Raw genomic sequence first — 23,962 nt, 5'->3', positions numbered from 1 at the left:
GTACCACGCCACGACGAGAATGGCCGCTGTGGTGAAGTACCCCGGCGGCGTCGAAGATGTGCAGGTGTTCACTGACCGGTCATCCTCCGACGCCCCCGACCCCGAGCGGCTCCGACTCGCCCAGGCCGACGCCGGCGAGCAGGACTGGCGTGCCTGGGGCCCCTATCTTTCCGAGCGGGCGTGGGGGACGGTACGGGAGGACTACAGCGAACACGGCACGGCGTGGGACTATTTCCCCCACGATCACGCCCGGTCCCGAGCCTACCGGTGGAACGAGGACGGGATGGCGGGCGTCTGCGACGACCGGCAGACCTTCTGCTTCGCCCTGGCCCTGTGGAACGGGAAGGACCCGATCCTCAAGGAGCGGATGTTCGGCCTCGGCGGCGACGGCGGCAACCACGGCGAGGACGTCAAGGACTACTGGTGGTACGAGGACTCCACTCCCACCCACTCGTTCATGCGCTGGCGCTACCACTACCCCCAGGCCGCCTTCCCGTACGACGAGCTGGTCGCCGTCAACGCGCTGCGCGGCCGGGAGGACACCGAGTACGAGCTGGTCGACACGGGGATCTTCGACGACGACCGGTACTGGGCGGTGACCGTCGACTACGCCAAGGCGTCCCCCACCGACATGTGCATCCTGATCACCGTGGCCAACCGGGGTGACCGGGCGGCCAGCCTGCACGTGCTGCCCACCCTCTGGTTCCGCAACACCTGGGCCTGGGGCCTGCCCGGCGGTGACCGGGTGCCGAAGCTGGTCGGCGAGGGCGCCCGGCTGGTCGGCGAGCACAGGGTGCTCGGGCAGCTCCTGCTGGAGGGCGACGGCGAGCCGACCTCGCTGCTCTGCGACAACGACACCAACGCCGACCGGCTCTGGGGGCTGCCCGGCCGGTCGCCGTACCCGAAGGACGGGATCAACGACCACGTCGTGTCCGGCGCGACCACCGTCAACCCGGACCGGGAGGGGACGAAGGGGGCACTGCACTACGTGCTGGACGTGCCGGCCGGCGGGCAGCGGCAGATCCGGCTGCGGCTGACCCGCACCGCCCCGCCGCCGGCGAGCGCTCCGCCACCCCCCGCCGACCTGGGCGACGGCTTCGACGCGGTGCTCTGGGCCCGGCGCGCCGAGGCGAACCGCTTCTTCGCCGGCGTCATCCCGGCCGCCGCCTCCGCCGACGAGGCCCTGGTGGCCCGGCAGGCCATCGCCGGGCTGATGTGGGGCAAGCAGTTCTACCACTTCGACGTCAAGCGCTGGCTGGAGGGCGATCCCGGCTCGACGCCGCCGCCGGCCGGCCGCCGGCACGGGCGCAACAGTCACTGGTGGCACATGACCAGCTTCGACGTGATCTCCATGCCCGACCCCTGGGAATACCCCTGGTACGCGGCCTGGGACCTGGCCTTCCACTGCGTGACCATCGCCCGGGTCGACCCCGGCTTCGCCAAGGACCAGGTGCTCCTGCTGCTCCGCGAGTGGTACCTGCACCCCAACGGGCAGATTCCCGCGTACGAGTGGGCGTTCGGCGACGTGAACCCGCCGGTGCACGCGTGGGCGGCGCTGAAGGTGTTCGAGATCGACGGCTCCCGGGACTACCAGTTCCTCGCCCGGGTGATGCACAAGCTGCTGCTCAACTTCACCTGGTGGGTCAACCGCAAGGACACCGGCGGCAACAACGTCTTCGAGGGCGGCTTCCTCGGGCTGGACAACGTCGGCCCGTTCGACCGCTCGGCCGCGCTGCCGGTGGCCGGGGTGCTGGAGCAGTCCGACGGCACCGGCTGGATGGCCATGTACGCGCTCAACCTGCTCGACATGGCGATCGTGCTCGCCGAGCACGACCGGGCGTACGTGGACACCGCGACGAAGTTCTTCGAGCACTTCGCGTACATCGCCGCCGCCGCGTACCACCAGGGGCTCTGGGACGACGAGGACGGCTTCTTCTACGACGTGCTGCGGCTGGCCGACGGCAGCCAGGTCCCGCTCAAGGTGCGCTCGGTGGTTGGCCTGCTGCCGCTGGCCGCGACCACCCGGCTCACCGCGCGGACCCTGCACTACCTGCCCGAGCTGGGCGCCCGGCTGCGCTGGTTCCTCACCAACCGCCCCGAGTACGGCGACGTGATCGGCGCCCGTCGGCTCGGCCCGGACGGCCGCCAGCAGCGGCTGCTCTCCATGGTCGGCCCGGAGCAGATGATCCGGCTGCTCGCCCGGATGCTGGACACCGACGAGTTCCTCTCCGAGTACGGCCTCCGTACGCTCAGCCGCGCGCACCTGGACAAGCCGTTCTCGGTCAGCTTGGGCGGCCAGGAGTTCTGCGTCGGCTACGAGCCGGCCGAGTCCACCAGCGGGCTGTTCGGCGGCAACTCCAACTGGCGCGGCCCGATCTGGATGCCGACGAACTTCCTGCTGATCGGCGCGCTGCGCGACTACGCCGCCTTCTTCGGCGACGACCTCCAGGTCGAGTACCCGACCCGATCGGGTCAGAAGCGGACCCTCGACGAGATCGCCGACGATCTCTCCACCCGGCTGATCTCGCTCTTCACCCGAGGCGACTGGGGGCGGCGGCCGATCTACGGCGCCTGCCAGCTCTTCCAGACCCACCCGGACTGGCGGGACCTGATCTCCTTCCCCGAGTACTTCCACGGCGACAACGGCGCGGGGCTGGGGGCGTGGCACCAGACCGGCTGGACCGCGCTGGTTGCCGACCTGATCCTCACCCTGCGCCGATGATCCGTCGAACCGGCCGAGGGCGCGGCGGCCGGGAGGATCGGCCGCCGCGCCCGCGGGTGCCGGCATTCAGGGCAACGGGAAGAAGGCGATCTTGCCGTGGTACTCACCGGCGACGGTACTGGTGTCGCTGCCGATGAAGAGCCCGCGGTCGGTGGCGTAGATGTCGGCGGTACCCACCCCCCGCTCCTTCGTGGGGTTCCACGCCAGGGCCTTGCCGGTGGTGGGGTGGATGGCGCCGATCCCGGGCCGGGACACCGCGCCCGGGCCGGCCGAGTTGCGGCCGTACGGGTTGTCCAGCCAGCGCTGGTGCCCCCCGACGTAGACCGCGACGCCGGTGATCGCCACCGAGAGCAGCGTGTCGCCACCGGTGTAGTTCACCCAGGTCGGTTGCTTGCCGGAGGTCTCGGTGCCGAACTCCCACCGGGCTGCCGTGTCGCAGAGCAGACCGGTGTACGTGTAGCCGGTCGTCACCACGGCGAACCAGGTCCCGTCGGGCGAAATGTCCACCCCCCGCATGTAGGTGGGCGTGCCGCCGGAGCAGGTGGGCTGGTACCGGATGGTCGACCAGCCGGAGAGGGCCGCGCCCGTGGAGCTCAGCCGCGCCACCGCGATCTGGTGGCGGGCCTGCCCGGCGACCGAGCTGAAGTTGCCGATGAAGATCAGCCGGCTGCCGTCGGCGGAAACGTCGAGCGCCTCGACCTTGACCGGTGCGGTGGCCCCGGTCGAGGTGGTCCGGGGACCTTCGAGCCGCAGGTTGACCGACGAGTCGGCGGCGCCGGTGCCGGTATTGAGCGCCGCCAGGCCACGCCGGGTCACCCCGGCCACGGTCTGGAACGCCCCGCCCACGATCAGCCGCCCGCCGACCAGCCGCATGTCGTTGACCTGGCCGTTGAGCGCCGCCGGGGTGAAGCCGGCCACCCGCGCGCCGGTGGCCGCGTCGATCCGGGCGACTCGGGGCGCGGCAGCGCCGTTGACCGAGGTGAACGACCCACCGATGTAGAGCGACCGGCCGTCCTCGGCGGCGGCGAGCGCCTTGACCGTGCTGTTGACGACGGGCCGGAAGGTGGTGTCGATCCGGCCGGTGGTGGCGTCGAAGGCCACCAGCCGAGGCATGGCCAGCTCGGTGGTGCTGCCCGCGTTGCGGACCTTGGTGAAGGAACCGGCCATGTAGACGCGGTTGCCGATCTGGATGATCCGGTACACGGTGCCGTCCAGCGCGTGTGGCGTCCAGTTCGCCGGATCGGCACTGACCACTGTGGAGTGCTGGGCGTTGACCGCGAGGGCCGGGGTCGCCGGCAGGGCGGTGCCCGCCGCGACGAGCGCCGCCACCAGGCCGGTGGCCGCGGCGCTCCGGTACCGCCGGTTCCGTCTCGTGGGTCGGGACCGAGTCGTGCGTGGATGGTCGCGAGAGGTAGTCATCGCCGTAGCATCCCGCCACGACCCGGGTACGCACAGTCGGGTGCCCGCCGTCGACTCGTCGGCGTTCGGTCAGATTCGCGCCGACCGTCCGGCCGCCCACCGATGATCTTGTACGCTCTACCGCGCGTCGGCGGCAACCCCGGTGTCCGCCCTCGTCGTTCGCAGTAACGTGGCCCGGTCCGGACACGGGAGGGAACCACGATGGAGCAGCGGCGGGACGCGAATGTGCTGGTCTTCGACGCCGACGACACGCTCTGGGAGAACAACGTCCTCTTCGAGCGGGTGATCGACGACTTCCTCGCCTGGCTGGACCACCCGACGCTGGACCGCGCCGAGATCCGGGCCGTACTCGACGACATCGAGCGGGCCAACGCCGTGGCGCACGGTTACGGCAGCAAGGTCTTCCTGCGCAGCCTCGGCGAGTGTCTGGAGCGGCTGCGCGAGCGGCCGGCCACCGAGCGGGAACGCCGGGAGATCGACGACCTGTGCGCGGCGCTGGTCGGGCACAAGGTCGAGCTGATGCCCGGCGTCGCGGAGACCCTCGACGAGCTCGCCACCCGCCACGAGCTGCTGCTGCTCACCAAGGGGGAGCGGGAGGAACAGCAGCGCAAGCTCGACGCCTCCGGCCTGCTGCACCACTTCCGGGCCGCGCACATCGTCCGGGAGAAGGACGTCGACACCTACCGCTGGTTGGCCCGCGAGCACGCCTTCGAACCGGCCACCGCGTGGATGATCGGCAACTCCCCGAAGTCGGACATCCTGCCCGCCCGGGCCGCCGGCATGAACGCCGTCTTCATCCCGAACGAGAACACCTGGGTGCTGGAGCACGACGAGCTGGAACCTACCGACAGCGGGGTGATCCGGCTGGCCGCCTTCACCGACCTGGTCCAGCATTTCTGATCGACCGGTAACCTCCGACTCGTGCCGCTGACCTTCCCCTCGCACCTGGCCCCGGTGCTGCCGCTGAAGCTGTGGCGACCGCGCTGGTTCGACGGGGTGGCGCTGGCCACCGGCGCGGTGTCTCCGGACGTCGGGTACCTGTTCACCGGCACCGGGTTCGACCCCGGTCTGCGTACCCACACCCTCGGCGGGCTGCTCTGGTGGTGCCTGCCGGTCGCGCTGGCGTACGCCTGGATCGTCCGTCGGGTGGTCGCCGGGATCGCGGTGCACCTGCCCGGTCAGCGCGCCTTCGCCTGGCGGGACCATGCCGCGCTCGGCGGCGTCCGGCACCCCTGGCCGGTCACCGCCGCCTCGGCGTTGATCGGCGCGGCGAGCCACGTCGCCTGGGACCGGGTCACCCACACCGACGGCTGGCTCCGCCTCCTCGGGATCGAGGACTTCCACGTGGCGACCGGCTTCTACTGGTGGTCCGTCTCCGACGTGCTCAGCACGGTGGTCGGTGCGGCCGTCGTGGTGGGCCTGGCGCTGCGGGCGGCGCGCCGGCATGAGATCTTTGACGGCGTGCGGCCACCGGCGCCACCGGCGCGGCCCATGCTCTTCTGGGGCGTGGCGCTGGCGGTGAGCGTCGCCGGCGCGGCGGTGCTCCCGGGCCTGCCCTACGCCACGCTGCCCGCTCCCGGCGGGGTGCGACTGCTCCACCTGGCGGCGCTCGCACTGATCGCGGGAGCGGGGGCGGCCGGCGGCCTCGCCACCGACCGGCGGGCCGCCGGGCGTACCAATCGCCTCATGCGGAAACAGCGTCAATCCGACTGAGCGCGTTACGCCGACATGCCGTGTTCCAACGTTGGTATCAATCACATTCTGCCGGGTTCCGAAGCCCTTGTTCGACCTCCGACGGGATGCCTAACCTGAGCCCGCGTTCACGGCTCTTCGGGGTGAGTCGGGAGCGCGCCGAAGTCCGGTAGTTGGGCACCGTGGAGCTGAGTGCAGGCGGGCCGGCTCGCCGTGCAGAGCCCGGCGTAGGCGGCGTGCCACGCCCGCCGCGCTCTCGACGGCGAAAACCGCTACCACGCCGGACGGCTGGGGGTCAGGACCGGGGAGTTGCGGACCCGGTCCTGACCCGTCTCCGGCGCTCCGCCGTCATCGGGCCGCCCGACGGCGTCGGCGGGCCGGCGACTGCCAGGATCAACGGCATGGAACGCGAATCCCTCGACTCCGGGCCGGGCCCGAGCACCGCCTCCCGACTGACTAGGCTGCCGCCGCACACCGACCAGCTCGTCGTCGTGACCGGCGACGGCTGGCGCACCAGCCACGCCACCCTGGAGACGTTCGTCAGGACGGGCAGCCGGTGGGACGCGGTCGCCGTGCTGCCCGCCTGGATCGGCGCCGACGGGTTCAGCGACGCGCATGTGGAGGGCGTGCCCACCACACCCACCGGCGTCTTCGCGTTCGGTCCGACGATGTACGGCATCTCGCCGGATCCGGGCGTCCGGTTTCCCTACCACCTGCTCGGGCCGGACCACTGGTGGAACGCCAACCCGGACTCGTCGGCGTACAACACCTTCCAGCACACCGGCACGAACCCGGGCGGGGAGAGCGAGGCGCTCTGGCGGGAGGTCCCCGCGTACACGCACCTCGCGGTCATCGCGTACAACATGCCGCCGACCGTCGCGGCGCCCGTGCCGTACGCGGGCAGCGGTATCTTCCTCCACGAGTTCAGCCGGCCCGGCGGCAACGCCACCGCCGGCTGCGTGGCGCTCTCCCACGACGACCTGGTCGGTGTGCTCCGCTGGCTCGACCCGGCCGCGTCGCCGCGCATCGTGCTCGCGCCCCGCCAGCATCTCGGTCGCTACTGATGGAACCCCGACTCTGGACAGCGGCGACGCCCTCTGTTCGACGTGGGCTATCGGAGGTCAAATGGAGGGATGACACCTCAGCGCGTACCAGTGCTCGCCAGCCTGGTCATGCTGCTCGCGGCGGCCTGCGCGACCGACAACGACGGCGCGACCTCCGCCTCCCCGACGGCGGCTCGGCCGAGCGTGACCGCCGCCGCCACCGCGCCCGCAACGACCCCGCCGGGCACCGCCGCCACCCCGGGCCCGTCGGCCACCTGGCCGACCGCAGCGGAGGGGGACTGGCGGGTGACGTACGGCTGGGCGGTGCCCTCCGCACCGGCCCGGGTGGCGCACACCGTCCAGGTGCCGGTCACCCCCGCGCCGGGGGAGCCGCTGCCCGTCCTGGTCCAGATCCAGGTCGGCGACCATCCCGTCGAGGAATTCAGCCGGATCACCTTCGCCTTCCGCGGCCCGACCCCCACCTACGAGGTCGCCTACGTGCCGCGGGTCGAGGCGGACGGCAGCGGCGACCCGGTGAACCTGCCCGGCAACGTATTCCTCGCCATCCGCTTCAACCCGGCCCAGGGTCACGACAGCAGCGGCCGCACCACGGTGAGCGCACCGGCGCGGGCGATCGGCTACCCCACGCTGCGCGGCTGGGCTCCCGCCGGCGACTTCGAGGGATACCTCAGCTTCGGCCTCGGGCTGCAGGCCACGAGCGGATCGTTGCCGGTCCGGCTGGCGGAGTCCACCCGGCCGGACGGCACCCACGTGGTCTCGGTCGACGTACGCCGGAGCTGACCAGATCCCCGGGCACACGTACCTCAGCAGACCTCGCCCCGGACGATCGCCACGGCCACCCGGCAGAACTCCTCCATGTCGGGGTTGAAGCCGGCGGCGATGTCCGGGTGCAGGCCGGCGCGGGTCTCGTCCAGCAGCCGACGGCAGACCTCCTCGACCGGCTCACCCGCGTAGCTGGCCCGGATCCGCTCGGTGGCCGCCTGCAGGGCCGAGGTCAGCTGATCCTCCAGCGGGCCGCGCAGCTTCTGCTGCACAGGGTCCAGCCCGGTCGGGTCGAGCGTCACATGTGGCTCCGACATCGGCGCTCCCTTCGTCGGCGTCCGCGGTACCCCACCGCGGCCGTCGGTCAAACCACGGTGGGTACGGCCGCCACCCGGACCTGGTACGAGAAGTCCTCCGCCGGCTCCTCGACGTACGACAGCCGGCGGATCTGCCGGTCGTCGTCGTAGAGGGCGACGTCGACCAGGACGCCGAGATGGGCCAGCCCGATGTTGGCCACCCGCTTCTTGTCCTGCAGCACCGCGCAGACCCCACCTAGCAGGGTGCTGGCATCGGAGGTGCGGTGCCCGGGCGGGCAGCGCAGCGTCAGGTCCACCTCGATCGGCCCGGCGAGCGGGGTCCAACCGGTGCGCTGGGCCGCCGTGCAGGCCGCCTGGAGCAGGGCGCGGACCCTCGTCGCCTGCCGGTGCCCTGCGGCGAAGATGGACAGCGCCTCGGTCTTGACCGGGGGCAGGCCGCTCACCTCGAACGTCAGGGCGAGAGCGCGGGTGTCCTGCACGACGGCACCTCCTCGTTGGGTCGATCCTGCCCAACCGGTGCACCGGGAGAGGGTTTTCCCGCGATTACCAACCGATCGGGCGGGCTGGGGGTCGGCCGGAGGCGTATCGACTTCGACGGCGACGCGCTGGCTGCGGAGCTACGGAAACGCTAGTCCACCAGGGCGGACGCTGGGTAGCTCGCCTTCACTGGGTGGGACGCGGGGGTGGCTCACGACGTCGGCCGCGGTGCGAAGGCGCAGAACTCGTTGCCCTCCGGGTCGGCCAGCACCCACCAGGGAGTCTGCTCGCCGGGCTCGCGCAGCAGGGTGGCACCGGCAGCGATCAGCGCGGTGGGGTCCGGGTCGGCCAGGTCGACGTCCCAGTGCACCCGGTTCTTCACCTGCCTGCGCTCCGGGACCGGGTCGAAGACCCAGTAGTCCCAGGGAAACCCGTCGGCCCCGATCAGCGACGCCGTGCCCTCCTCGGTCGTCTCCACCCGGCCGCCGACCAGCCCCGCCCACCAGGTCGCCTGCGCCACCGGGTCGGCGCTGTCCACCACCAGCTCGAAGACACCGGGCTGCTTGTCCTCCCGCGGCGGGAACGCGCAGAAGTGGTTGCCGTCCGGGTCGGCCAGCACCCACCAGCTGATCTCCGCGTCCGGCTCCCGCACCAGCCGGGCGCCGGCGGCCAGCAGCGCCGCCGGGTCCGGGTCGGCGAGCCGCAGGTCCAGGTGGACCCGGGTCTTGCCGGTGCGCGGCTCGGGCACGGTGTTGACCCAGATCGACTCGGCTTTCGAGCGGGCGGCGCGGGGATCGATCCGGGTGTCGCCGTCGCCGGTGTCCACCAGCTTCCCGTCGAGGAGGCCGGCCCAGAAGGCGCCGAGCTGGTGGGCGTCGGCGGCGTCCATGCAGAGGTCCTTGAAGCGCGCGATCATCCGGCCATCATGCCGCGCCGGTCGGACACCCGCCGCCCGCCACCCTCCCCTCCCGCCCTCGCGCGTCGCCCCTCGCTGATTCACGGAAAGAGGGCCCGGCTGTCGGCCGAGTCGCCGGTGCGGGAGGGCGAGAACCGGCGGGTCTGGTTCAACCTGGAGTAGATCCACCTGTTCGACCCGTCCACCGGTCGCGACCTCACGCTGCACGAGGGGCGGGCGACGGGCGCCCTCGCCGATTGACCGGACGGGTCCGGCGGGGCCGGTGGCCGAATTCGCCGCCGGCCCCGCCGGGTGTCGCCGACCCGGCCCGGGTCACCGCGCGGGCAGACGGTCCAGCAGCTTGTCCAGCCGGATGGGCAGGTCCCGGACCCGTAAGCCGGTCGCGTGGTGCACCGCGTTGGCGATGGCCGCGGCGGTGCCCACGATGCCGATCTCGCCCAGCCCCTTCACCCCGGCCGGGTTCAGCTCGGGATCCTCCTCCGGCAGGCAGTACGCCTCGATCCGCTCCACGTCCGCGCAGACGCTGATGTGGTACGTGGCCAGATCGTGGTTGACCCAGTCGCCGTACCGCTCGTCGAGCAGGCCCTCCTCGTGCAGCGCCATCGACAGCCCCATCGTCATACCGCCGATGAGCTGGCTGCGGGTGGTGGTCGGGTTCACCACCCGGCCGACGGCGAAGACGCCCAGCATGCGCCCCACCCGGACCTCGCCGGTGTCCGCGTCCACCCGTACCTCGGTGAACTGCGCGCCGTACGCGTACCGGGGCCGGGCGGGTTGCGCGCGGACCTCGTCGGCGGTGCTCACCTCGACGGTCAGCCCCTCGGCGGGCACCGCGCCGCCGGGGTGGTCCCGGATCCGGTCGCGCAGTCCCTCGCAGGCCCGGATGACGGCCCAGCTCCACGAGGCGGTGCCCATCGAGCCGCCGGCCACCCCCGCCGGCGGCAGGTCGCTGTCGCCGACCCGGATCGCGACCCGTTCCACCGGCACGTCCAGCGCGTCGGCGGCCACCTGCCACAGTGCCGTTCGGGCGCCGGTGCCGATGTCGGTCGCGTTGATCCGTACCTCGAAGGTGTCGTCCGGTGCGGCGGTGGCCGCCGCGGCGGCCGCCCGCGCCCGGGCCGGATAGCTGGACCCGGCCACCCCGCTGCCGACCAGCCACCGCCCGTCGCGTCGAGCCCCCGGCGTCGGGTCCCGGTCGGCCCAGCCGAACCGGCGCGCCCCCTCCCGCAGGCAGGCGACCAGGTTCCGGCTGGTGAACGGCTGCCCGCGTTCGGGATCGACCGTCGGGTCGTTGCGCACCCGCAGCTCGACCGGGTCGACGCCGCACCCCGTCGCCAGTTCGTCCATCGCGGACTCCAGCGCGTACGCGCCGGGACACTCACCGGGTGCGCGCATCCAGAACGGCGTCGGCACGTCCAGCCGGACCACCCGGTGCGTGGTGCGCCGATGCGGCCCGGCGTACATGCTGCGGGTGTAGACCGCGCTCTGCTCGGTGAACTCGTGCAGGGTCGAGGTCTGGCTGATCGCGTCGTGGCAGACCGCGGCGATCCGCCCGTCCGCGTCCGCGCCGAGCCGGACCCGCTGGATCGTCGGGGTGCGGTACCCGACCGGGCCGAAGAGCTGCTGCCGGGTAAGGGCCAGCCGGACCGGCCGGCCCACCTGCTTGGCGGCGAGCGCGGCGAGCACCACCGCCGCCTTGGCGTACCCCTTGCTGCCGAAACCGCCGCCGACGTGCTCGGCGACCACCCGGACCGACTCCTGCGGCAGCCCGAACAGCTGCGCGAGGGTCGCCTGCACCGGGGACGACCCCTGGTTGGAGTCCTGCACCAGCAGCCGCCCGTCCGCCCACTGTGCCGTGGTGGCGTGCGGCTCCATCGGGTTGTTGTGGTAGGCCGGGGTCCGGTAGGTGGCGTCCACCCGCACCTCGGCGGCCGCGAACCCGGCGTCGAAGTCTCCGTCGGCGGTGTCGGTCGGAAAGCTCGGGTTGACCTTCTCCGGCCGGTACAGCCCCGGGTGGTGCTCCGAGAGCACGGTGCTGTGCGCCTCGGTGTCGTAGTCGATCCGGACCAGCCGAGCCCCCTCGCGTGCCGCCTCGATGGACTCCGCCACGACGACGGCGACGAACTCCCCCCGGTAGTGCACGGCCGGCTCCTGCAACAGGAACAGCGTCCGGTCCACGCCGGGCGCCAGCCGGGGCGCGTTGCCGTGGTGCAGCACGTCCAGCACCCCGGGCACGGCCAGCGCCGGGGCCACGTCGATCCGGCTGATCCGCCCGCGCGTCGCCGCCGCCGGGACCGCCCAGCCGTACGTCACGTCCGCCACCGGGTACTCGACCGCGTACCGGGCCGCCCCGGTGACCTTGTCCCGGCCCTCCAGCCGCGGGTGCTCCCGGCCCACGGCGCCGACGGGTGGCGCGCTCACCGCGACACCGCCCGAGCCAGTTCGGTCAACGCGCGGACGGTGAGATTGCGGATCAACGGCACCTTGAACTCGTTGTGCTCCAAGGGGCGGGCCGCGGCGAGTTCGGCGTCCGCGGCCCGGGCGGCCAGCTCGGCGGTGAACGGCCGCCCGCGCAGCGCCTCCTCCGCGCGGTACGCCCGCCACGGCCGGTGCGCCACCGCCCCGTACGCCAGCCGGATGTCTCGGACCACGTCCCCGGCCAGGTCGAGCGCCGCCGCCACCGAGCCGACCGCGAACGCGAAGGTGGCCCGGTCGCGCACCTTGAGGTAGGTGGACCGCCGCGCGAACAGCAGCGGCGGGATCCGCACCGCGGTGATCAGCGCGCCCCGAGGGAGTGTGGTCTCCCGCTCGGGGTGGAGGCCGGGCGTGCGGTGCAGCTCGGTCAGCGGGATCTCCCGGGCTCCGCCCGGGTCGTGCGCCTCCACCACGGCGTCCAGGGCGACCAGCGCGACCGCCAGATCGGACGGGTGGGTGGCCACGCAGAACTCGGACCAGCCGAGGATGGCCAGGTCGCGGTTCTGCCCGTGCCGCGCCGCGCAGCCGGTGCCGGGCTCCCGTTTGTTGCACGCCTTGCCGGTGTCCTGGAAGTAGACGCAGCGGGTGCGTTGCAACAGGTTTCCGGCGGTGGTGGCCATGTTGCGCAGCTGCCCCGAGGCGCCGGCGAGCAGCGCCCGGGCGAGCAGCGGATGGTCCCGCCGGACCACCGGATGCGCGGCCAGGTCGCTGTTGCGCACCGTGGCCCCGATCCGCAGCCCGCCGCCCGGTAGGGGCTCCACCGTGTCCAGTGGCAGCCGGGTGACGTCCACCAGCAGGTCCGGCCGCTGCACGCCGAGCTTCATCAGGTCCACCAGGTTGGTCCCGCCGGCCAGGTACGCGGCCTCCGGCTCGGCGTCGAGCAGCGCGACCGCCTCCGCGACGTCGGCGGGCCGGTGGTACCGGAAGTCTCTCACCGGGACCCCGCCGCGTCGCGGACCGCGGCCACGATGTTCGGGTACGCGGCGCAGCGGCACAGGTTGCCGCTCATCCGTTCCCGCACCTCCGCGTCGGTCAGCTCCACCGGCGCGGTCAGGTCCTCGGTCACCGCGCTGGGCCAGTCGCGGGCCACCTCGTCGAGCATTCCGCTGGCGGAACAGAGCTGGCCCGGCGTGCAGTAGCCGCACTGGAAGGCGTCCTGCGCGACGAAGGCCGCCTGGAGCGGGGAGAGACCCGCCGGGCCGGCGAGCCCCTCCACGGTGACCACCGACTGACCGTCCAGGGTGACCGCCAGGATCAGGCAGCTCTTCACCCGCCGGCCGTCGAGCAGCACCGTGCACGAGCCGCACTGGCCGTGGTCGCAGCCCTTCTTGCTGCCGGTCAGGCCGAGCCGCTCGCGCAGGGCGTCCAGCAGCGTGGTCCGGTTGTCCAGCGTCAGCTCGTGGCCGGTGCCGTTGACGGTGAAGGCGACCCGGGACGACCGCCCGTCGTCAGCCGGTTCCCCGCTCGCCCGCCCGCCCCGCACCGGGCCAGACTACCGTTTTCCATACGATTTCCTGACGAATCCGGGCGGATGCCCGACGGGCGGGATCGGCGGAGCGGGTCACCAGGAGTGACGTAGCGGCAGGCCGAGGAACCGGGCGTAGCCGTCCAGGGCCGCCTCGACCCTGGCCCGGACCGCGGCGTCGAACGGGACCAGCGGATTGAGCGTCGCGGTCACCCGGGTCCTGCCGATGGTGCGCTTCCAGGTGCCGACCACCCGGCCGCCCCGCACGACGGTGGCCTGAAACACCCCGTTGCCACCGGGAATGACCGCCTGCTTGTGCGCCGGGTCGAGCATCAGCGCGCGGTCCTTGTAGCCGAGCAGGTACTCGTCGAACCCGGGCAGCAGGTGCAGGTCGTCCACCGGGGAGCGGGGGGCGTCGAGCAGCGCCGCGTCGACCAGCGCCGGCACCCCGTCCACCAGCACCGTGGCCAGGGCGTCGCCGGCCACGGCGATGCCGCGTCTCGCGTCGGCGGCGGTCAACCCCGTCCAGCCGGCGAAGTCCTGCCGGGTGGTGGGCCCGTGGCTGCGGAAGTAGCGCCGGGCCAGGATGCCGAGCGCCTCGTCGCGCTCCGGCCGGACCGGGTCGGGCGCCCACTCGTCCAGCAGGGCGAAGCTCTGCTCGCTGCCGATGTGCGGGGCGATGCAGGTGACGCCGCGCTGGCTGGCGTACCAGAGCAGGTGGTAGCCGCGCTGGCCGGCGGTGTCGAGGTCGGCCTTGGCGAGCGCGGCCAGGCACTGGGCGCGGGTGAGCCGGCCGCCGCCGGCCAGCGCCGCGCCGAGCACGTCGGCGGCCCGGTCGGCCTCCGCCTCGCTGAGCCCCAGGGCCGCCCGTCGCTTGGCGGCGCCGGCCAGCGCGCGTACGCCGGTCACCTCCAGCATCCAGCGGGCGTCCCGGGCCGGCACAAGATGGACCGTCCCCCGCATCGGCCAGGTCCGCAGCGCCTCCCGGCGCTCCAGCGCGTCCCGGACGTCGGCCAGGGGGCGCCCGGGCAGCCGTACGCCCAGCGACCACATGCCGCTCGCCGCGTCCTGAGCCTGCATGGCGCCGAACCACTCGACCACCCCGGCCACGTCGCGCGGTCGGGCGGTGGGGTGCGGGCGCAGCAGCAGGCTGGTCATCCGCAGGGCCAGCGCCTCGGCGCCGGTGAGCCGCACGTCCACCTGTCGCCTCCCGTGTGCTGGACGGTCAGCATAGGCGGCCCGTCCGACGTTCCCGAGCGGGACAAGAACGGGCGGACGCATGACCGTTGGTGCCGCGTGGCGCCGTCCGGGGCCGTCGCGAGGATGCCCCGGTTAGGGTGGGCGACGTGCTTCGTCAGGTCACCGGCATCCGGTACGTCACTCCGCTGCGCGAAGGTGGCTCGCTGCCCGGTGTGGTGGAAGCCGACGACCTCGGCACGTACGTGGCGAAGTTCCGTGGTGCGGGCCAGGGACCGAAGGCGCTGGTCGCCGAGGTGATCTGCGGCGAACTGGGTCGCCGGCTCGGGCTGTCCGTGCCGCGGCTGGTGGTGCTCGAGATCGACCCGGTGATCGGCCGGGCGGAGCCCGACCAGGAGGTGCAGGAGCTGCTGCGCAACAGCGGCGGGGGCAACCTGGGGATGGACTTCCTTCCCGGCGCGCTCGGCTACGACCCGCTTGCTCACCCGGTCGACGCGGCCCTCGCCTCCCAGGTGCTCTGGTTCGACGCGTACGTCGAGAACGTGGACCGGAGCTGGCGCAACCCCAACCTGCTGATCTGGCACCGCGCGCTGTGGCTGATCGACCACGGCGCCACGCTCTACTTCCATCACAACTGGCCCCGGGCGGACGCGGCCGTGCACCGGGCCTACCGGGCGGACGACCACGTGCTCGCCCCGTACGCAACCCGGCTGGCCGAGGCGGACGCCGAGCTGGCCCCGCGGATCACCCCCGATCTGCTCACCGAGGTGCTCGCCCTGGTGCCGGCGGAGTGGCTCACCGGTCCGGACTTCGACCACCCCGACGCCGCCCGGGCGGCGTACGTGGACCACCTGGCCCGTCGGGTCGCCCGGACCGACGCCTGGCTGCCCTCCGGGAGCGCGGCATGAGAGTGCCCTTCGAGTACGCGGTGATCCGGCTGGTGCCCCGGGTGGAGCGCGGCGAACAGATGAACGTCGGGGTGATCCTCTACTGCCAGGGCCACGACTTCCTCGGCGCGCGTACGCATCTGGACGCCGACCGGGCGCGCGCCCTGTCCCCCGATGTGGACCTGGAGGCGGTGGCGGCGGTGCTGCGTTCCTGGGACCGGACCTGCGACGGCGACGGGCCGGCGCGGCAGATGAAGCGGGGAGAGCGGTTTCGCTGGCTGGCCGCCCCGCGAAGCACGATGATCCAGGCGGGGCCGGTGCACACCGGGCTGACCGCGGATCCGGCGGCGGAGCTCGACCGGCTGATGGACGCCCTCGTCCGCTGAGCGAAGTCCCCTGATCGCGCTACGCCAGCAGCGTTGCCGGCGGAGCGCGATCCCCCGTTCAGGTTCGCCGGTGCGGGGCGGCGGCGGGGTTCCGCCGGCACCGGTGCGCTCAGAATCCTCGCTGACCGGATTCCCGTCACTGGTGGTAATCGGAACTTGCGGGAATCTTGAGCAGCGGCAAGCAATCGATCATGGTGATTGGCGGTCGGCCCGCTCAGACCAGCCGCCGGTACATCACCAGCAGGTCGACGTACCCCTCGGTCGGGTGCCGGAAGCCGTCCGGCACCCGGCCGACGACATCGAAGCCGAGCGACCGCCAGAGTCCCACGGCCCGCGTGTTGGTCGCCACCACGGCGTTGAACTGCATCGCCCGGTAGCCCTCGGCCCGGGCCAGCTCGAGCACGTGCGCACCGAGCGCCCGCCCGACGCCCCGCCCGGCCGCGGCCGGCGCGACCATGAAGCTCGCGTTGGCCACGTGGTTGCCCGGGCCGGCCTGGTTGGGCACCAGCTTGGCCGACCCGAGCACGGTGCCGTCCGGATCCACCGCGACCACCGTGCGCCCCGGCGGCGGCACCAGCCACATCCGCCGGGCCTGCTCCTCGCCGATGTCGCGGGGCCAGGTGTACGTCTCGCCGGCCGCCACGATCTCCCGCAGGAAGGGCCAGATCAGCGGCCAGTCGGCGATCGTGGCGTCCCTGATCTTCACCCGCCGAGCATGCCACGCCCGGACCGACCCCCGGCGTTTGCCGCCGCAATTAACGGGTAGCCGCCGGAGCTGATCCGAATCGAGGAGGAAACGACTGATGGATGGCCAGGTCAAGGTGGCGGTGATCTACTACAGCGCGACCGGCATCACCTACCAGATGGCACAGTCGGCGTGCGAGGCCGCCGGGGAGGCCGGGGCCGAGGTGCGCCTGCGCAAGGTACGTGAGCTGGCGCCCGAGGAGGCGATCCGCTCCAATTCGGGCTGGCAGCAGCACCATCTGGAGACCCAGGACGTACCAGAGGCGCAGCTCGACGACCTCTCCTGGGCCGACGTGGTGATCTTCGGCTCACCCACCCGGTACGGCATCATCGCCGCCCAGCTCAAGCAGTTCATCGACACCAGCGGCCCGCTCTGGGCCCAGGGCGCCCTGGCCAACAAGGTCTACTCGGCGTTCTGCTCGACGGGCACGGCGCACGGTGGCCAGGAGGCGACCCTGCTGTCGCTGTTCCACGTCTTCTACCACTGGGGCGGCATCGTGGTGACCCCGGGCTACACCGACCCCAGCCAGTTCGTCGCGGGCAATCCCTACGGCGCCTCGCACACCAGCAACAACGCTGAGATCGCGCCGGACCACGTGGCGCTGCGGGCCACCGCGTTGACCGCCAAGCGGGCGATCCAGATCAGCGCGGCCCTGAAGCGGGGGATGGCCGGCTGAGCACGGCGACCGGTGGCCGGGCGGGGGCTCTCGACCCGTCCGGACCACCGGTCGCCCCCACCCCTACCCGCGATCGGCGCGACCATGCCCGGTCAGCGCCGGATGGGCGAGCAGGTGCCCGAGCAGGTCGGCGAGGACGGCCATGCCGTCCCGGCTGAGCACCGACTCCGGGTGGAACTGCACCCCGGCGAAGCCGGGCCCGCGCAGCGCGTGCACCGCCCCGTCCACGGCGTCCCGGGACAGCTCCACCGGCCCGTACGCGGTCGCGATCCGGTCCGCCTCGGCCAGTGCGGTGAAGGTGGAGTAGAAGCCGACCCGGCGGGACGCGCCGAAGACCGGCACGTCCCGCTGCAACCCCTGGTACGGCGCCTCCCGGCGGTGCAGCGGCAGCCCGAGCAGCCCGGAGAGCAGCTGGTGTCCGAGGCAGACCGCCAGCGTGGGCCGACCGGTCTCCAGCCGGCCGGCCAGCAGCGCGCGCATCGCCGCCATCTTCGGCTCGGCGAGGTCGCCCGGGTCGCCCGGGCCGGGGCCGACCACCACCAGGTCGTACCGGTCCACCGGGCCGGGCCGCCGCCAGTCGCGGCGGTCCACCGTCAACCCGAGGGCGCTGAGCTGGTGGGCGAGCATCCCGGTGAAGGTGTCCTCACCGTCCACGATCAGCCCCCGCCGGCCGGCCAGCCCGGGCAGCACCGTCGCGCCGGGGGTCCGCTGGTCGAGCCAGAACCGGGCCAGCGGGGCGTTGCGGGCGGCGAGCGCGGCCCGTACCTCCGGGTCGTCGGCGAGCGACCGGTCCGGGCCGCGGCGCGGCGTCAGACGCGCCGAGCCGGGATGGTCGGACGACTGTTCCGGGCGGCGCTCCGGCGCGTCCGGGCCGAGGCCGAGCGCGGCGAGCACCCCGGCGGCCTTGGCGTGCGTCTCCGCCACCTCGCCCTCGGCCGTGGAGTGCCGGACCAGGGTCGCGCCGACCGGCACCCGCAGCTCGCCGGCGGGGGAGAGCTCCGCGGTCCGGATCAGGATCGGCGCGTCGAGGGTCTGCCGGCCGTCGGCGTCCAGGCCGAGCAGGGCCAGCACTCCGGCGTAGTAGCGGCGGCCGGTCCGCTCGTGCCGGGCGATCACCCGGCAGGCGTTCTCCATCGGGCTGCCGGTGACCGTCGGGGCGAACATCGTCTCCCGCAACACCTCCCGAACGTCCCGCGAGCCGCGCCCGGCCAGCAGGTACTCGGTGTGCGCGAGGTGCGCCATCTCCTTCAGGTACGGCCCGATCACCTGCCCGCCGTGCTCGGCGACGGTGGCCATCATCTTCAGCTCCTCGTCGAGCACCATGTACAGCTCCTCGACCTCCTTGCGATCGTGGAGGAAGCGCAGCAGCGCGTCCCGGTCGGCCGCCGCGCCGGTGTGCCGGAAGGTGCCGCTGATCGGGTTCATCATCACCAGCCCGTCGTCGACGCTGACGTGCCGTTCCGGGCTGGCGCCGACCAGGATCCGGGTGCCGGTGTGCACGACGAAGGTCCAGTACGCGCCGCGCTCACGCAGCAGCAGCCGGCGCAGCGCGGCCAGCGCCGCCACCAGCGGCGGCCCCTGCACGGTGGCCCGCAGCGTGCGGTGGATGACGAAGTTCGCGCCCTCGCCCCGGCCGATCTCCTCGGCGAGCACCCGGCCGACGATCCGGGCGTACTCGTCGTCGGCGATGTCGAAGCCGGCGCCGGTGCTGACCACGGCCTGGTCGGGCAGCACCGCGAGCACGTCGGCCAGCCCGATCCGCTGGTGTCCCTCGATCACCAGGCACTCCAGCGGCACGCCGTCGTCGACGCAGGCGAAGCCGCGCTCGCCGATCTGGCGGTACGGCACCACGGCCAGCGTGCGCGGCCCGGGCGCGCCGTCCGGCAGCGGGATGTCCGCGAGCCGGTCGGCCGTGCGTACCGCGCCGGTGAACAGCTCGAGGTGGTCGGCGCCCGCGCGGCGGACGAGCGCGAACGGGCCGGGGTCGGCGCCGTCGGCGGCGGCGGCGAGCAGGTCGTGCGGGCGGGTCATCGGTGTCTCCTCGGAAGGCCGGGAGCCGCCGGCGGGGCGGCCCGGGGAGCCGGGGAGAGACCGGCGACCGCCTCGACGGGCGGCCGCGTGGGAAGCTACGCGCGGGGGTGGGCCGCCGGGTCGGCGGGCCACCAGCAGGACAGGTGCGCGGGCATGGCGATCACTGTACGCGACCGGACGGCCGCCGGGGAACCGAGCGCCCCCACCCGCCCCGGCCGAGGCGGATCTTGGCTTTTATCGCGCGGCCCGGCGGGTAGTTTGAGCCAGGATGAAGATTCTCGCTCTCGACCTGGGCACCTCCTCCGTACGAGGACTCGTGCTGGACGCGGACGCCAATCCGCTGCCCGGCGCGCTGGCCCGGCGCAAGGTGCACCTGGCCACCGGGGACGACGGCAGCGGCACCCTCGACGGCCCCCGCTACCTCGCCTGCCTGGCCGAGTGCCTGGACGAGTTGGCGGCCGGCGGGCACCTGCGCGACGTCGAGCTGGTCGCGGCCTCCGGGCAGTGGCACTCGGTGGTGCCGCTGGACGTCGGCGGCGAGCCGCTGGGTCCGGTGCTGACCTGGCTGGACACCCGTCCGGCGCCGCCCGCCGGCACCCCCGGCCCGGCCGATCCGGCGGCCTTCCACCAGCGCACCGGCGCCTGGTGGCACCGCTGCTACTGGACGATGCGGCTGCCCTGGCTGCGGGAGCGGGCGTCGGCCCCGGTCGCCCGCTTCGCCGGCCTGGTCGAGTACGTCTTCGGCGCGCTGCTCGACGAGGCGCCCATGTCGATCTCGATGGCCTCCGGCACCGGCCTGCTCGACCTGTGCCGGCTGGACTGGGACGCCGAGGCGTGCGAGCTGGCCGCCGTACGCCCCGGTGAGCTGCCCGCGCTGGCCACGGTGGACTGGCGCGGTCGGCTGCGGCCGGCACACGCCCGCCGCTGGCCGCAGCTCGCGGACGCCCGATGGTGCCCGCCGGTGGGCGACGGCGCCGCCTCCAACGTCGGCTCCGGCTGCGTCGACCCGACCCGCGCCGCGGTGACCGTCGGCACCTCCGCCGCGGTACGGCTCATCCAGCCGCTGCCGGCCGGCGTGGAGCTGCCGCCGCTGCCCGACCAGCTCTGGCGCTACCGGGTCGACCACGACCACGTGGTGACCGGGTCGGCGTATTCCAGCGGCGGCAACCTCTTCGCCTGGGCCAACCGGGAGCTGCGGTTGCCCCAGGGCGCGGAGCTGGAGGCCGCGCTGGCCCGGGTGCAGCACGGCAGGGTGACGGCGAATCCGCGCCTCGGCGGGGACCGGCCGCCCGGCCTGCTGCCCGCAGGCTCCGGTGCGCTGCACGGGCTCGGCTTCGGCACGACCGCCGTCGACATCCTCGCCGGGCTGATGACCGCGCTCTGCCAGCTGGTCGCCGACGACCTGACACTGCTGGAGTCCGGCGTGGAGAAGCCGGCCGAGGTGGTGCTGGGCGGGGGAGCGATGGCCGCCTCGCTGTGGTGGCGGCAGGCGTTCGCCGCGGCGCTGGCCCCCCGGTCGGTGCGGCACCAGCGGAACCCGGAGATCGGGGCGACCGGCGCTGCGCTCGTGGCGCTGGGCCGGGTCGCGGGGGCGGCCCGCATCGGCGGCATCGGCCGGACGGACGAGCGGAACCCGCCGAACGCCGTAGTCCGCTCCTGACCGCCCTGACCTTCCTGGTCCGCTGGCCGGTCAGCCCGTTGACACCGCTCACCGGCCTGGTTGGATGGACTGCGCCCCAGACGTGGCGGAGGCGAGGGACCGAGGAGGCAGTGTGGGCGCAGGTCCCGACCCGGCACACAGTGCGATCTCCCACCACCGCCGCCGCCGGTTCGACGTCCGGGTCGTACCCCATCGGCGGCGCTCCCCGTTGCGGCTGCGGGACTGGCGGATGCGCACCAAGCTCGCCACCGTTCTCGTCATCCCCTCGGTGGCGTTCCTGGTGCTGGCCGGCGTGCAGACCCGCGGCCTGGTCGGGCAGACGACCGCGCTGACCGGATTCGCCCGTGAGGTGGGCATCGGCCGGCAGATCATCGTGGCGGTGGACCGGCTCCAGCATGAACGGGACCGCACGGCGGGTGAGCTGGCGGCGCTGCGCCGGGCGGCTGGCAACGCCGAGCGGGACGCCGCGATCTTCGAGCTGGAACCGTTGCAGGCCGCCACCGACGAGGCGGTGCGGGACCTGCGCCGGGCGGCCGAGCCGCTGGCCGACGCCGACGCCGCCTGGCGAGTCTCCTATTCGGAGGTGCTCGATGCGTACGACCAGGTCATCTACATCCGTCCCGCGGTGCCACCGGCGGTGCTCGGCAGCGACACCATCCTCAGTAACTACCATCGGGCGATCGATGCGCTGCTCAACCTGCTCGCCGAGCCGTCGCCCGGGGAGGACCAGCGGGCGCTCAACAACGCGGTGCTGCGGTACGTCCAGTTCTCCCGGGTCAAGGAGCTCTCCTCGCGGATCCGCGCCCAGCTCTACGCGGCGGCCCGCGCCGGCCGGTACGAGCTGGAGGACCAGGTCGCCCTGACCGACCTGCGGGCCCAGCAGCTCACCGCCCTCGGCGCGTTCCGGGTGGCCGCGACCGCCGACCAGATCCGGCGCTACGACCAGACGTCGGTGGACCCGGCGTTCGTGGCGGCCACCCGGATGGAGGAGCGGACCCTGCCGAGCGACGCCGTCCAGCCGGCGGTGCTCTCCGCGCCACAGTGGTGGGCGGCCAGCGAGCAGCGTCAGGAGCTGCTGCGGCAGCTGGAGGGCGAGGTGCTCGACGACGCCGTACGCCGCGCCGACGACGCCAGCTCGGGGCAGCTGCGGGACACGCTGCTGGTGGTCGGCGGGATCGTCGCGGTGCTCCTGGTCGCCCTGCTGATCTCCGTGCTGGTCGGTCGCTCCATCGCCCGGTCCATGCGTCTGCTGCGCAGCCAGGCGCTGCGGATCGCGCAGATCGAGCTGCCTGACGCCCTCGACCGACTGCGCGGCGTGGACAGTCCGGCGACCGGGATCGACGTTCCCCCGGCGGTGGTCCGTTCGCTGGACGAGATCGGCGAGCTGGCCGAGGCGTTCGTCGCGGTGCACCGCAGCGCGGTCAGCGTCGCGGTCGAGCAGGCGACGATGCGGCGCAACGTCAACGCCATGTTCGTCAACCTCGCCCGGCGCAGCCAGGTGCTGGTCGAGCGCCAGCTGGAACTCCTCGACGACCTGGAGCGCGAGGAGGACGACCCGGCCCAGCTGGAGAACCTGTTCAAGTTGGACCATCTCGCCGCCCGCATGCGCCGTAACGACGAGAGCCTGCTGGTGCTCGCCGGCACGGAGTCCACCCGGCGGTGGCACCGCCCGGTCGGCCTGGGTGCGGTGCTGCTGGCCGCGAGCGCCGAGGTCGAGCAGTACCAGCGGATCCGCCACGAGTCGATGGCCGACCTGCACATCGTCGGGCACGCCGTCGGCGACCTGGTGCACCTCTTCGCCGAGCTGCTGGAGAACGCCACCGCCTTCTCCCGTCCGGACACCACCGTCCGGATCGCCGGCCGCGGTGAGGGCGCCGGGGCGCTGGTCGAGATCGCCGACCAGGGGCTCGGGATGAGCCCGGCCGCCCTGGCGGAGGCGAACGCGCTGCTGGCCGAGCCGCCGGCGGCCGACGTCGGAGCCTCCGAGCGGATGGGTCTGTTCGTGGTCAGCCACCTGGGCGCCCGGCACGGCGTCCAGGTGCGGCTGCACGGGGGTCAGGACGGCCTCGCGGCCCGGGTGCGGCTCCCCGCCGAACTGCTGGCGCCGGCCCCCGGCCCCGAGCTGGACCCGCCGGCCTCGCCGCGGATGCTGACCACCCAGGTCGGCGCGGCCGTCCGCCCGGCCAATTCGCCGCTGCGGCAGCCGGTGGAGCTGCCGGTGGCCGGGCGTCGCCCGGAGCCGCCGGCCGTGCCGCCGCAGCACCGGCCGGTGCCGGCCCGCGCCGAGGACGTGCTCGCCCCGCTCGTTGGTCCCTCCGGTCCGGCCGGGGGCGGCTGGTTCTCCCGGCAGGTTCCGCCGGCGTCGTCGGCGGGCATGACACTCGCGCCGCACCCGACGCCGGTGACCGGAGGGACCAACGAGCGGGGACTGCCGGTACGAGTGCCGATGGCCCACCTTTCCGCGGTCACCCGGTACGCCCGCCCCGGCGAGCCGACGCCGCGCCACGAACCCGATCCGGACGCGGTCGGCGGCATGCTGTCCCGCCTGTACGGCGGTGTGCGGCGGGCCGAGGCCGAGGAAACCAGGGAGATGATCATGCCGCCGGCCGGCGTACGCAGCGAAGGGGGACAACAGTGACCATGTTGAGCCAGGAGGCCCGCGACCTGAGCTGGCTGGTGAACGCGTTCGCCGAACGGGTCCCCGGGGTGGCGCACGCGGTGGTGGTCTCCTCCGACGGGCTGCTGGTGGCGATCTCGGCCCACCTGCCCCGCGACCACGCCGACAAGCTGGCCGCGGTGACCTCGGGGCTGATGAGCATGACCGCGGGTGCGGCGCAGATGTTCGACGGAGACATCGTCAAGCAGACCGTCGTCGAGATGGGGCGGGGATACTTCCTCATCATGCAGATCCGGGACGGCTCGATCCTGGCCACCCTCGCCGGCGCCGAGGCCGATATCGGCGTCGTCGGCTACGAGATGGCGCGGCTGGCCAAGCAGGCCGGCGAGATGCTCACCCCGGCGTTGCGGGCGGAGCTTCAGCAGGCGCTGCCCCGCTGACCGGTGCGGGGGGC

General features: G+C 73.5%; 21 protein-coding genes. 11 read left to right on the top strand and 10 right to left on the bottom strand.

What is annotated here, in order from left to right; genetic code table 11:
• Positions 1-19 precede the first annotated feature (19 nt).
• Positions 20-2,722: an MGH1-like glycoside hydrolase domain-containing protein gene (locus tag GA0070624_RS27940; protein WP_091345840.1), complete on the top strand. Its 2,703-nt coding sequence runs from the start codon at positions 20-22 to the stop codon at positions 2,720-2,722.
• 66 nt (positions 2,723-2,788) lie between these two features.
• On the opposite strand, the gene GA0070624_RS27935 is transcribed toward GA0070624_RS27940, so the two are convergent.
• The gene (locus GA0070624_RS27935; RefSeq protein WP_245719044.1) at positions 2,789-4,141 is read right to left on the bottom strand and encodes a hypothetical protein; all 1,353 of its coding nucleotides are present in this window, start codon (positions 4,139-4,141) and stop codon (positions 2,789-2,791) included.
• Between the two features lie 201 nt (positions 4,142-4,342).
• On the opposite strand from GA0070624_RS27935, the gene GA0070624_RS27930 reads away from it, so the two are divergent.
• From GA0070624_RS27930 to GA0070624_RS27915, 4 genes are all read left to right on the top strand, one after another.
• Positions 4,343-5,041: an HAD family hydrolase gene (locus GA0070624_RS27930; protein WP_091345839.1), complete on the top strand. Its 699-nt coding sequence runs from the start codon at positions 4,343-4,345 to the stop codon at positions 5,039-5,041.
• A gap of 21 nt (positions 5,042-5,062) precedes the next feature.
• A complete protein-coding gene (locus GA0070624_RS27925) occupies positions 5,063-5,854 on the top strand; it encodes a DUF4184 family protein (RefSeq protein WP_091345838.1) in 792 nt (263 codons plus the stop codon).
• A 380-nt stretch (positions 5,855-6,234) separates the two neighbouring features.
• Entirely contained in the window at positions 6,235-6,897 is a 663-nt protein-coding gene (locus GA0070624_RS27920; protein WP_091345837.1) for a L,D-transpeptidase family protein, read from the top strand.
• 69 nt (positions 6,898-6,966) lie between these two features.
• Complete coding sequence (locus GA0070624_RS27915) at positions 6,967-7,677, top strand: AMIN-like domain-containing (lipo)protein (protein WP_091345836.1); 711 nt, start codon at positions 6,967-6,969, stop codon at positions 7,675-7,677.
• 23 nt (positions 7,678-7,700) lie between these two features.
• Here GA0070624_RS27915 and GA0070624_RS27910 read toward each other — a convergent pair whose 3' ends face one another.
• The 7 genes from GA0070624_RS27910 to GA0070624_RS27875 form a co-directional block, all read right to left on the bottom strand.
• Positions 7,701-7,976, bottom strand: coding sequence for a hypothetical protein (locus GA0070624_RS27910; RefSeq protein WP_091345835.1), 276 nt, complete (start codon positions 7,974-7,976; stop codon positions 7,701-7,703).
• 47 nt (positions 7,977-8,023) lie between these two features.
• Positions 8,024-8,455 carry a RusA family crossover junction endodeoxyribonuclease gene (locus GA0070624_RS27905; RefSeq protein ID WP_091345834.1) on the bottom strand — a complete coding sequence of 144 codons (432 nt, stop codon included), beginning with the start codon at positions 8,453-8,455 and terminating at the stop codon, positions 8,024-8,026.
• Positions 8,456-8,664: 209 nt separating this feature from the next.
• Positions 8,665-9,369, bottom strand: a complete 705-nt coding sequence (locus GA0070624_RS27900; protein ID WP_091345833.1) for a VOC family protein — start codon at positions 9,367-9,369, stop codon at positions 8,665-8,667.
• A gap of 312 nt (positions 9,370-9,681) precedes the next feature.
• Entirely contained in the window at positions 9,682-11,790 is a 2,109-nt protein-coding gene (locus tag GA0070624_RS27890; protein ID WP_176731912.1) for a xanthine dehydrogenase family protein molybdopterin-binding subunit, read from the bottom strand.
• Entirely contained in the window at positions 11,787-12,779 is a 993-nt protein-coding gene (locus GA0070624_RS27885; protein ID WP_091349947.1) for an FAD binding domain-containing protein, read from the bottom strand. The genes GA0070624_RS27890 and GA0070624_RS27885 overlap by 4 nt, the downstream gene beginning before the upstream one ends.
• Entirely contained in the window at positions 12,776-13,240 is a 465-nt protein-coding gene (locus tag GA0070624_RS27880; protein ID WP_245719197.1) for a 2Fe-2S iron-sulfur cluster-binding protein, read from the bottom strand. Before GA0070624_RS27880 ends, GA0070624_RS27885 begins: the two co-directional genes overlap by 4 nt.
• A 165-nt stretch (positions 13,241-13,405) precedes the next feature.
• Entirely contained in the window at positions 13,406-14,509 is a 1,104-nt protein-coding gene (locus GA0070624_RS27875) for a winged helix DNA-binding domain-containing protein (RefSeq protein WP_245719043.1), read from the bottom strand.
• Positions 14,510-14,655: 146 nt separating this feature from the next.
• Here GA0070624_RS27875 and GA0070624_RS27870 point away from each other — a divergent pair, with 146 nt between their 5' ends.
• A complete protein-coding gene (locus tag GA0070624_RS27870; protein WP_091349943.1) occupies positions 14,656-15,414 on the top strand; it encodes a HipA family kinase in 759 nt (252 codons plus the stop codon).
• Positions 15,411-15,779: a DUF3037 domain-containing protein gene (locus tag GA0070624_RS27865; RefSeq protein WP_091345831.1), complete on the top strand. Its 369-nt coding sequence runs from the start codon at positions 15,411-15,413 to the stop codon at positions 15,777-15,779. Before GA0070624_RS27870 ends, GA0070624_RS27865 begins: the two co-directional genes overlap by 4 nt.
• Before the next feature lie 214 nt (positions 15,780-15,993).
• Here GA0070624_RS27865 and GA0070624_RS27860 read toward each other — a convergent pair whose 3' ends face one another.
• A complete protein-coding gene (locus GA0070624_RS27860) occupies positions 15,994-16,485 on the bottom strand; it encodes a GNAT family N-acetyltransferase (RefSeq protein ID WP_091345830.1) in 492 nt (163 codons plus the stop codon).
• A gap of 97 nt (positions 16,486-16,582) precedes the next feature.
• Between GA0070624_RS27860 and wrbA the strand changes: the two genes are divergently transcribed.
• On the top strand, positions 16,583-17,200 hold the full coding sequence (gene wrbA, locus GA0070624_RS27855) for an NAD(P)H:quinone oxidoreductase (RefSeq protein WP_091345829.1): 618 nt from the start codon (positions 16,583-16,585) through the stop codon (positions 17,198-17,200).
• Positions 17,201-17,263: 63 nt separating this feature from the next.
• Here the strand turns inward: wrbA and GA0070624_RS27850 are convergent, their stop codons facing one another.
• On the bottom strand, positions 17,264-19,231 hold the full coding sequence (locus tag GA0070624_RS27850; RefSeq protein WP_091345828.1) for a chorismate-binding protein: 1,968 nt from the start codon (positions 19,229-19,231) through the stop codon (positions 17,264-17,266).
• A gap of 268 nt (positions 19,232-19,499) precedes the next feature.
• Here GA0070624_RS27850 and GA0070624_RS27845 point away from each other — a divergent pair, with 268 nt between their 5' ends.
• The 3 genes from GA0070624_RS27845 (at position 19,500) to GA0070624_RS27835 (ending at position 23,948) form a co-directional block, all read left to right on the top strand.
• Complete coding sequence (locus GA0070624_RS27845) at positions 19,500-20,891, top strand: FGGY family carbohydrate kinase (RefSeq protein ID WP_091345827.1); 1,392 nt, start codon at positions 19,500-19,502, stop codon at positions 20,889-20,891.
• A gap of 112 nt (positions 20,892-21,003) precedes the next feature.
• Positions 21,004-23,529, top strand: coding sequence for a sensor histidine kinase (locus GA0070624_RS27840; RefSeq protein ID WP_091345826.1), 2,526 nt, complete (start codon positions 21,004-21,006; stop codon positions 23,527-23,529).
• Between the two features lie 2 nt (positions 23,530-23,531).
• Positions 23,532-23,948: a roadblock/LC7 domain-containing protein gene (locus tag GA0070624_RS27835; RefSeq protein ID WP_245719196.1), complete on the top strand. Its 417-nt coding sequence runs from the start codon at positions 23,532-23,534 to the stop codon at positions 23,946-23,948.
• The last annotated feature ends 14 nt before the right edge of the window (positions 23,949-23,962 follow it).

This window comes from Micromonospora rhizosphaerae, from assembly GCF_900091465.1.
In the GTDB taxonomy this organism is placed as follows: domain Bacteria; phylum Actinomycetota; class Actinomycetes; order Mycobacteriales; family Micromonosporaceae; genus Micromonospora; species Micromonospora rhizosphaerae.
The sequence above is the reverse complement of the archived record's forward strand: the minus strand, read 5'-3'. Positions and strand labels throughout refer to the sequence as shown.

What these genes read in the sequence shown, in the direction of transcription:
- GA0070624_RS27915 (WP_091345836.1), top strand. Translation starts at nt 6,967, where the DNA reads ATGACACCTCAGCGCGTACCAGTGCTCGCCAGCCTGGTCATGCTGCTC.
- GA0070624_RS27935 (WP_245719044.1), bottom strand. Translation starts at nt 4,141, where the DNA reads ATGACTACCTCTCGCGACCATCCACGCACGACTCGGTCCCGACCCACG.
- GA0070624_RS27835 (WP_245719196.1), top strand. Translation starts at nt 23,532, where the DNA reads ATGTTGAGCCAGGAGGCCCGCGACCTGAGCTGGCTGGTGAACGCGTTC.
- GA0070624_RS27850 (WP_091345828.1), bottom strand. Translation starts at nt 19,231, where the DNA reads ATGACCCGCCCGCACGACCTGCTCGCCGCCGCCGCCGACGGCGCCGAC.
- GA0070624_RS27865 (WP_091345831.1), top strand. Translation starts at nt 15,411, where the DNA reads ATGAGAGTGCCCTTCGAGTACGCGGTGATCCGGCTGGTGCCCCGGGTG.
- GA0070624_RS27900 (WP_091345833.1), bottom strand. Translation starts at nt 9,369, where the DNA reads ATGATCGCGCGCTTCAAGGACCTCTGCATGGACGCCGCCGACGCCCAC.
- GA0070624_RS27920 (WP_091345837.1), top strand. Translation starts at nt 6,235, where the DNA reads ATGGAACGCGAATCCCTCGACTCCGGGCCGGGCCCGAGCACCGCCTCC.
- GA0070624_RS27940 (WP_091345840.1), top strand. Translation starts at nt 20, where the DNA reads ATGGCCGCTGTGGTGAAGTACCCCGGCGGCGTCGAAGATGTGCAGGTG.
- GA0070624_RS27845 (WP_091345827.1), top strand. Translation starts at nt 19,500, where the DNA reads ATGAAGATTCTCGCTCTCGACCTGGGCACCTCCTCCGTACGAGGACTC.
- wrbA (WP_091345829.1), top strand. Translation starts at nt 16,583, where the DNA reads ATGGATGGCCAGGTCAAGGTGGCGGTGATCTACTACAGCGCGACCGGC.
- GA0070624_RS27910 (WP_091345835.1), bottom strand. Translation starts at nt 7,976, where the DNA reads ATGTCGGAGCCACATGTGACGCTCGACCCGACCGGGCTGGACCCTGTG.
- GA0070624_RS27930 (WP_091345839.1), top strand. Translation starts at nt 4,343, where the DNA reads ATGGAGCAGCGGCGGGACGCGAATGTGCTGGTCTTCGACGCCGACGAC.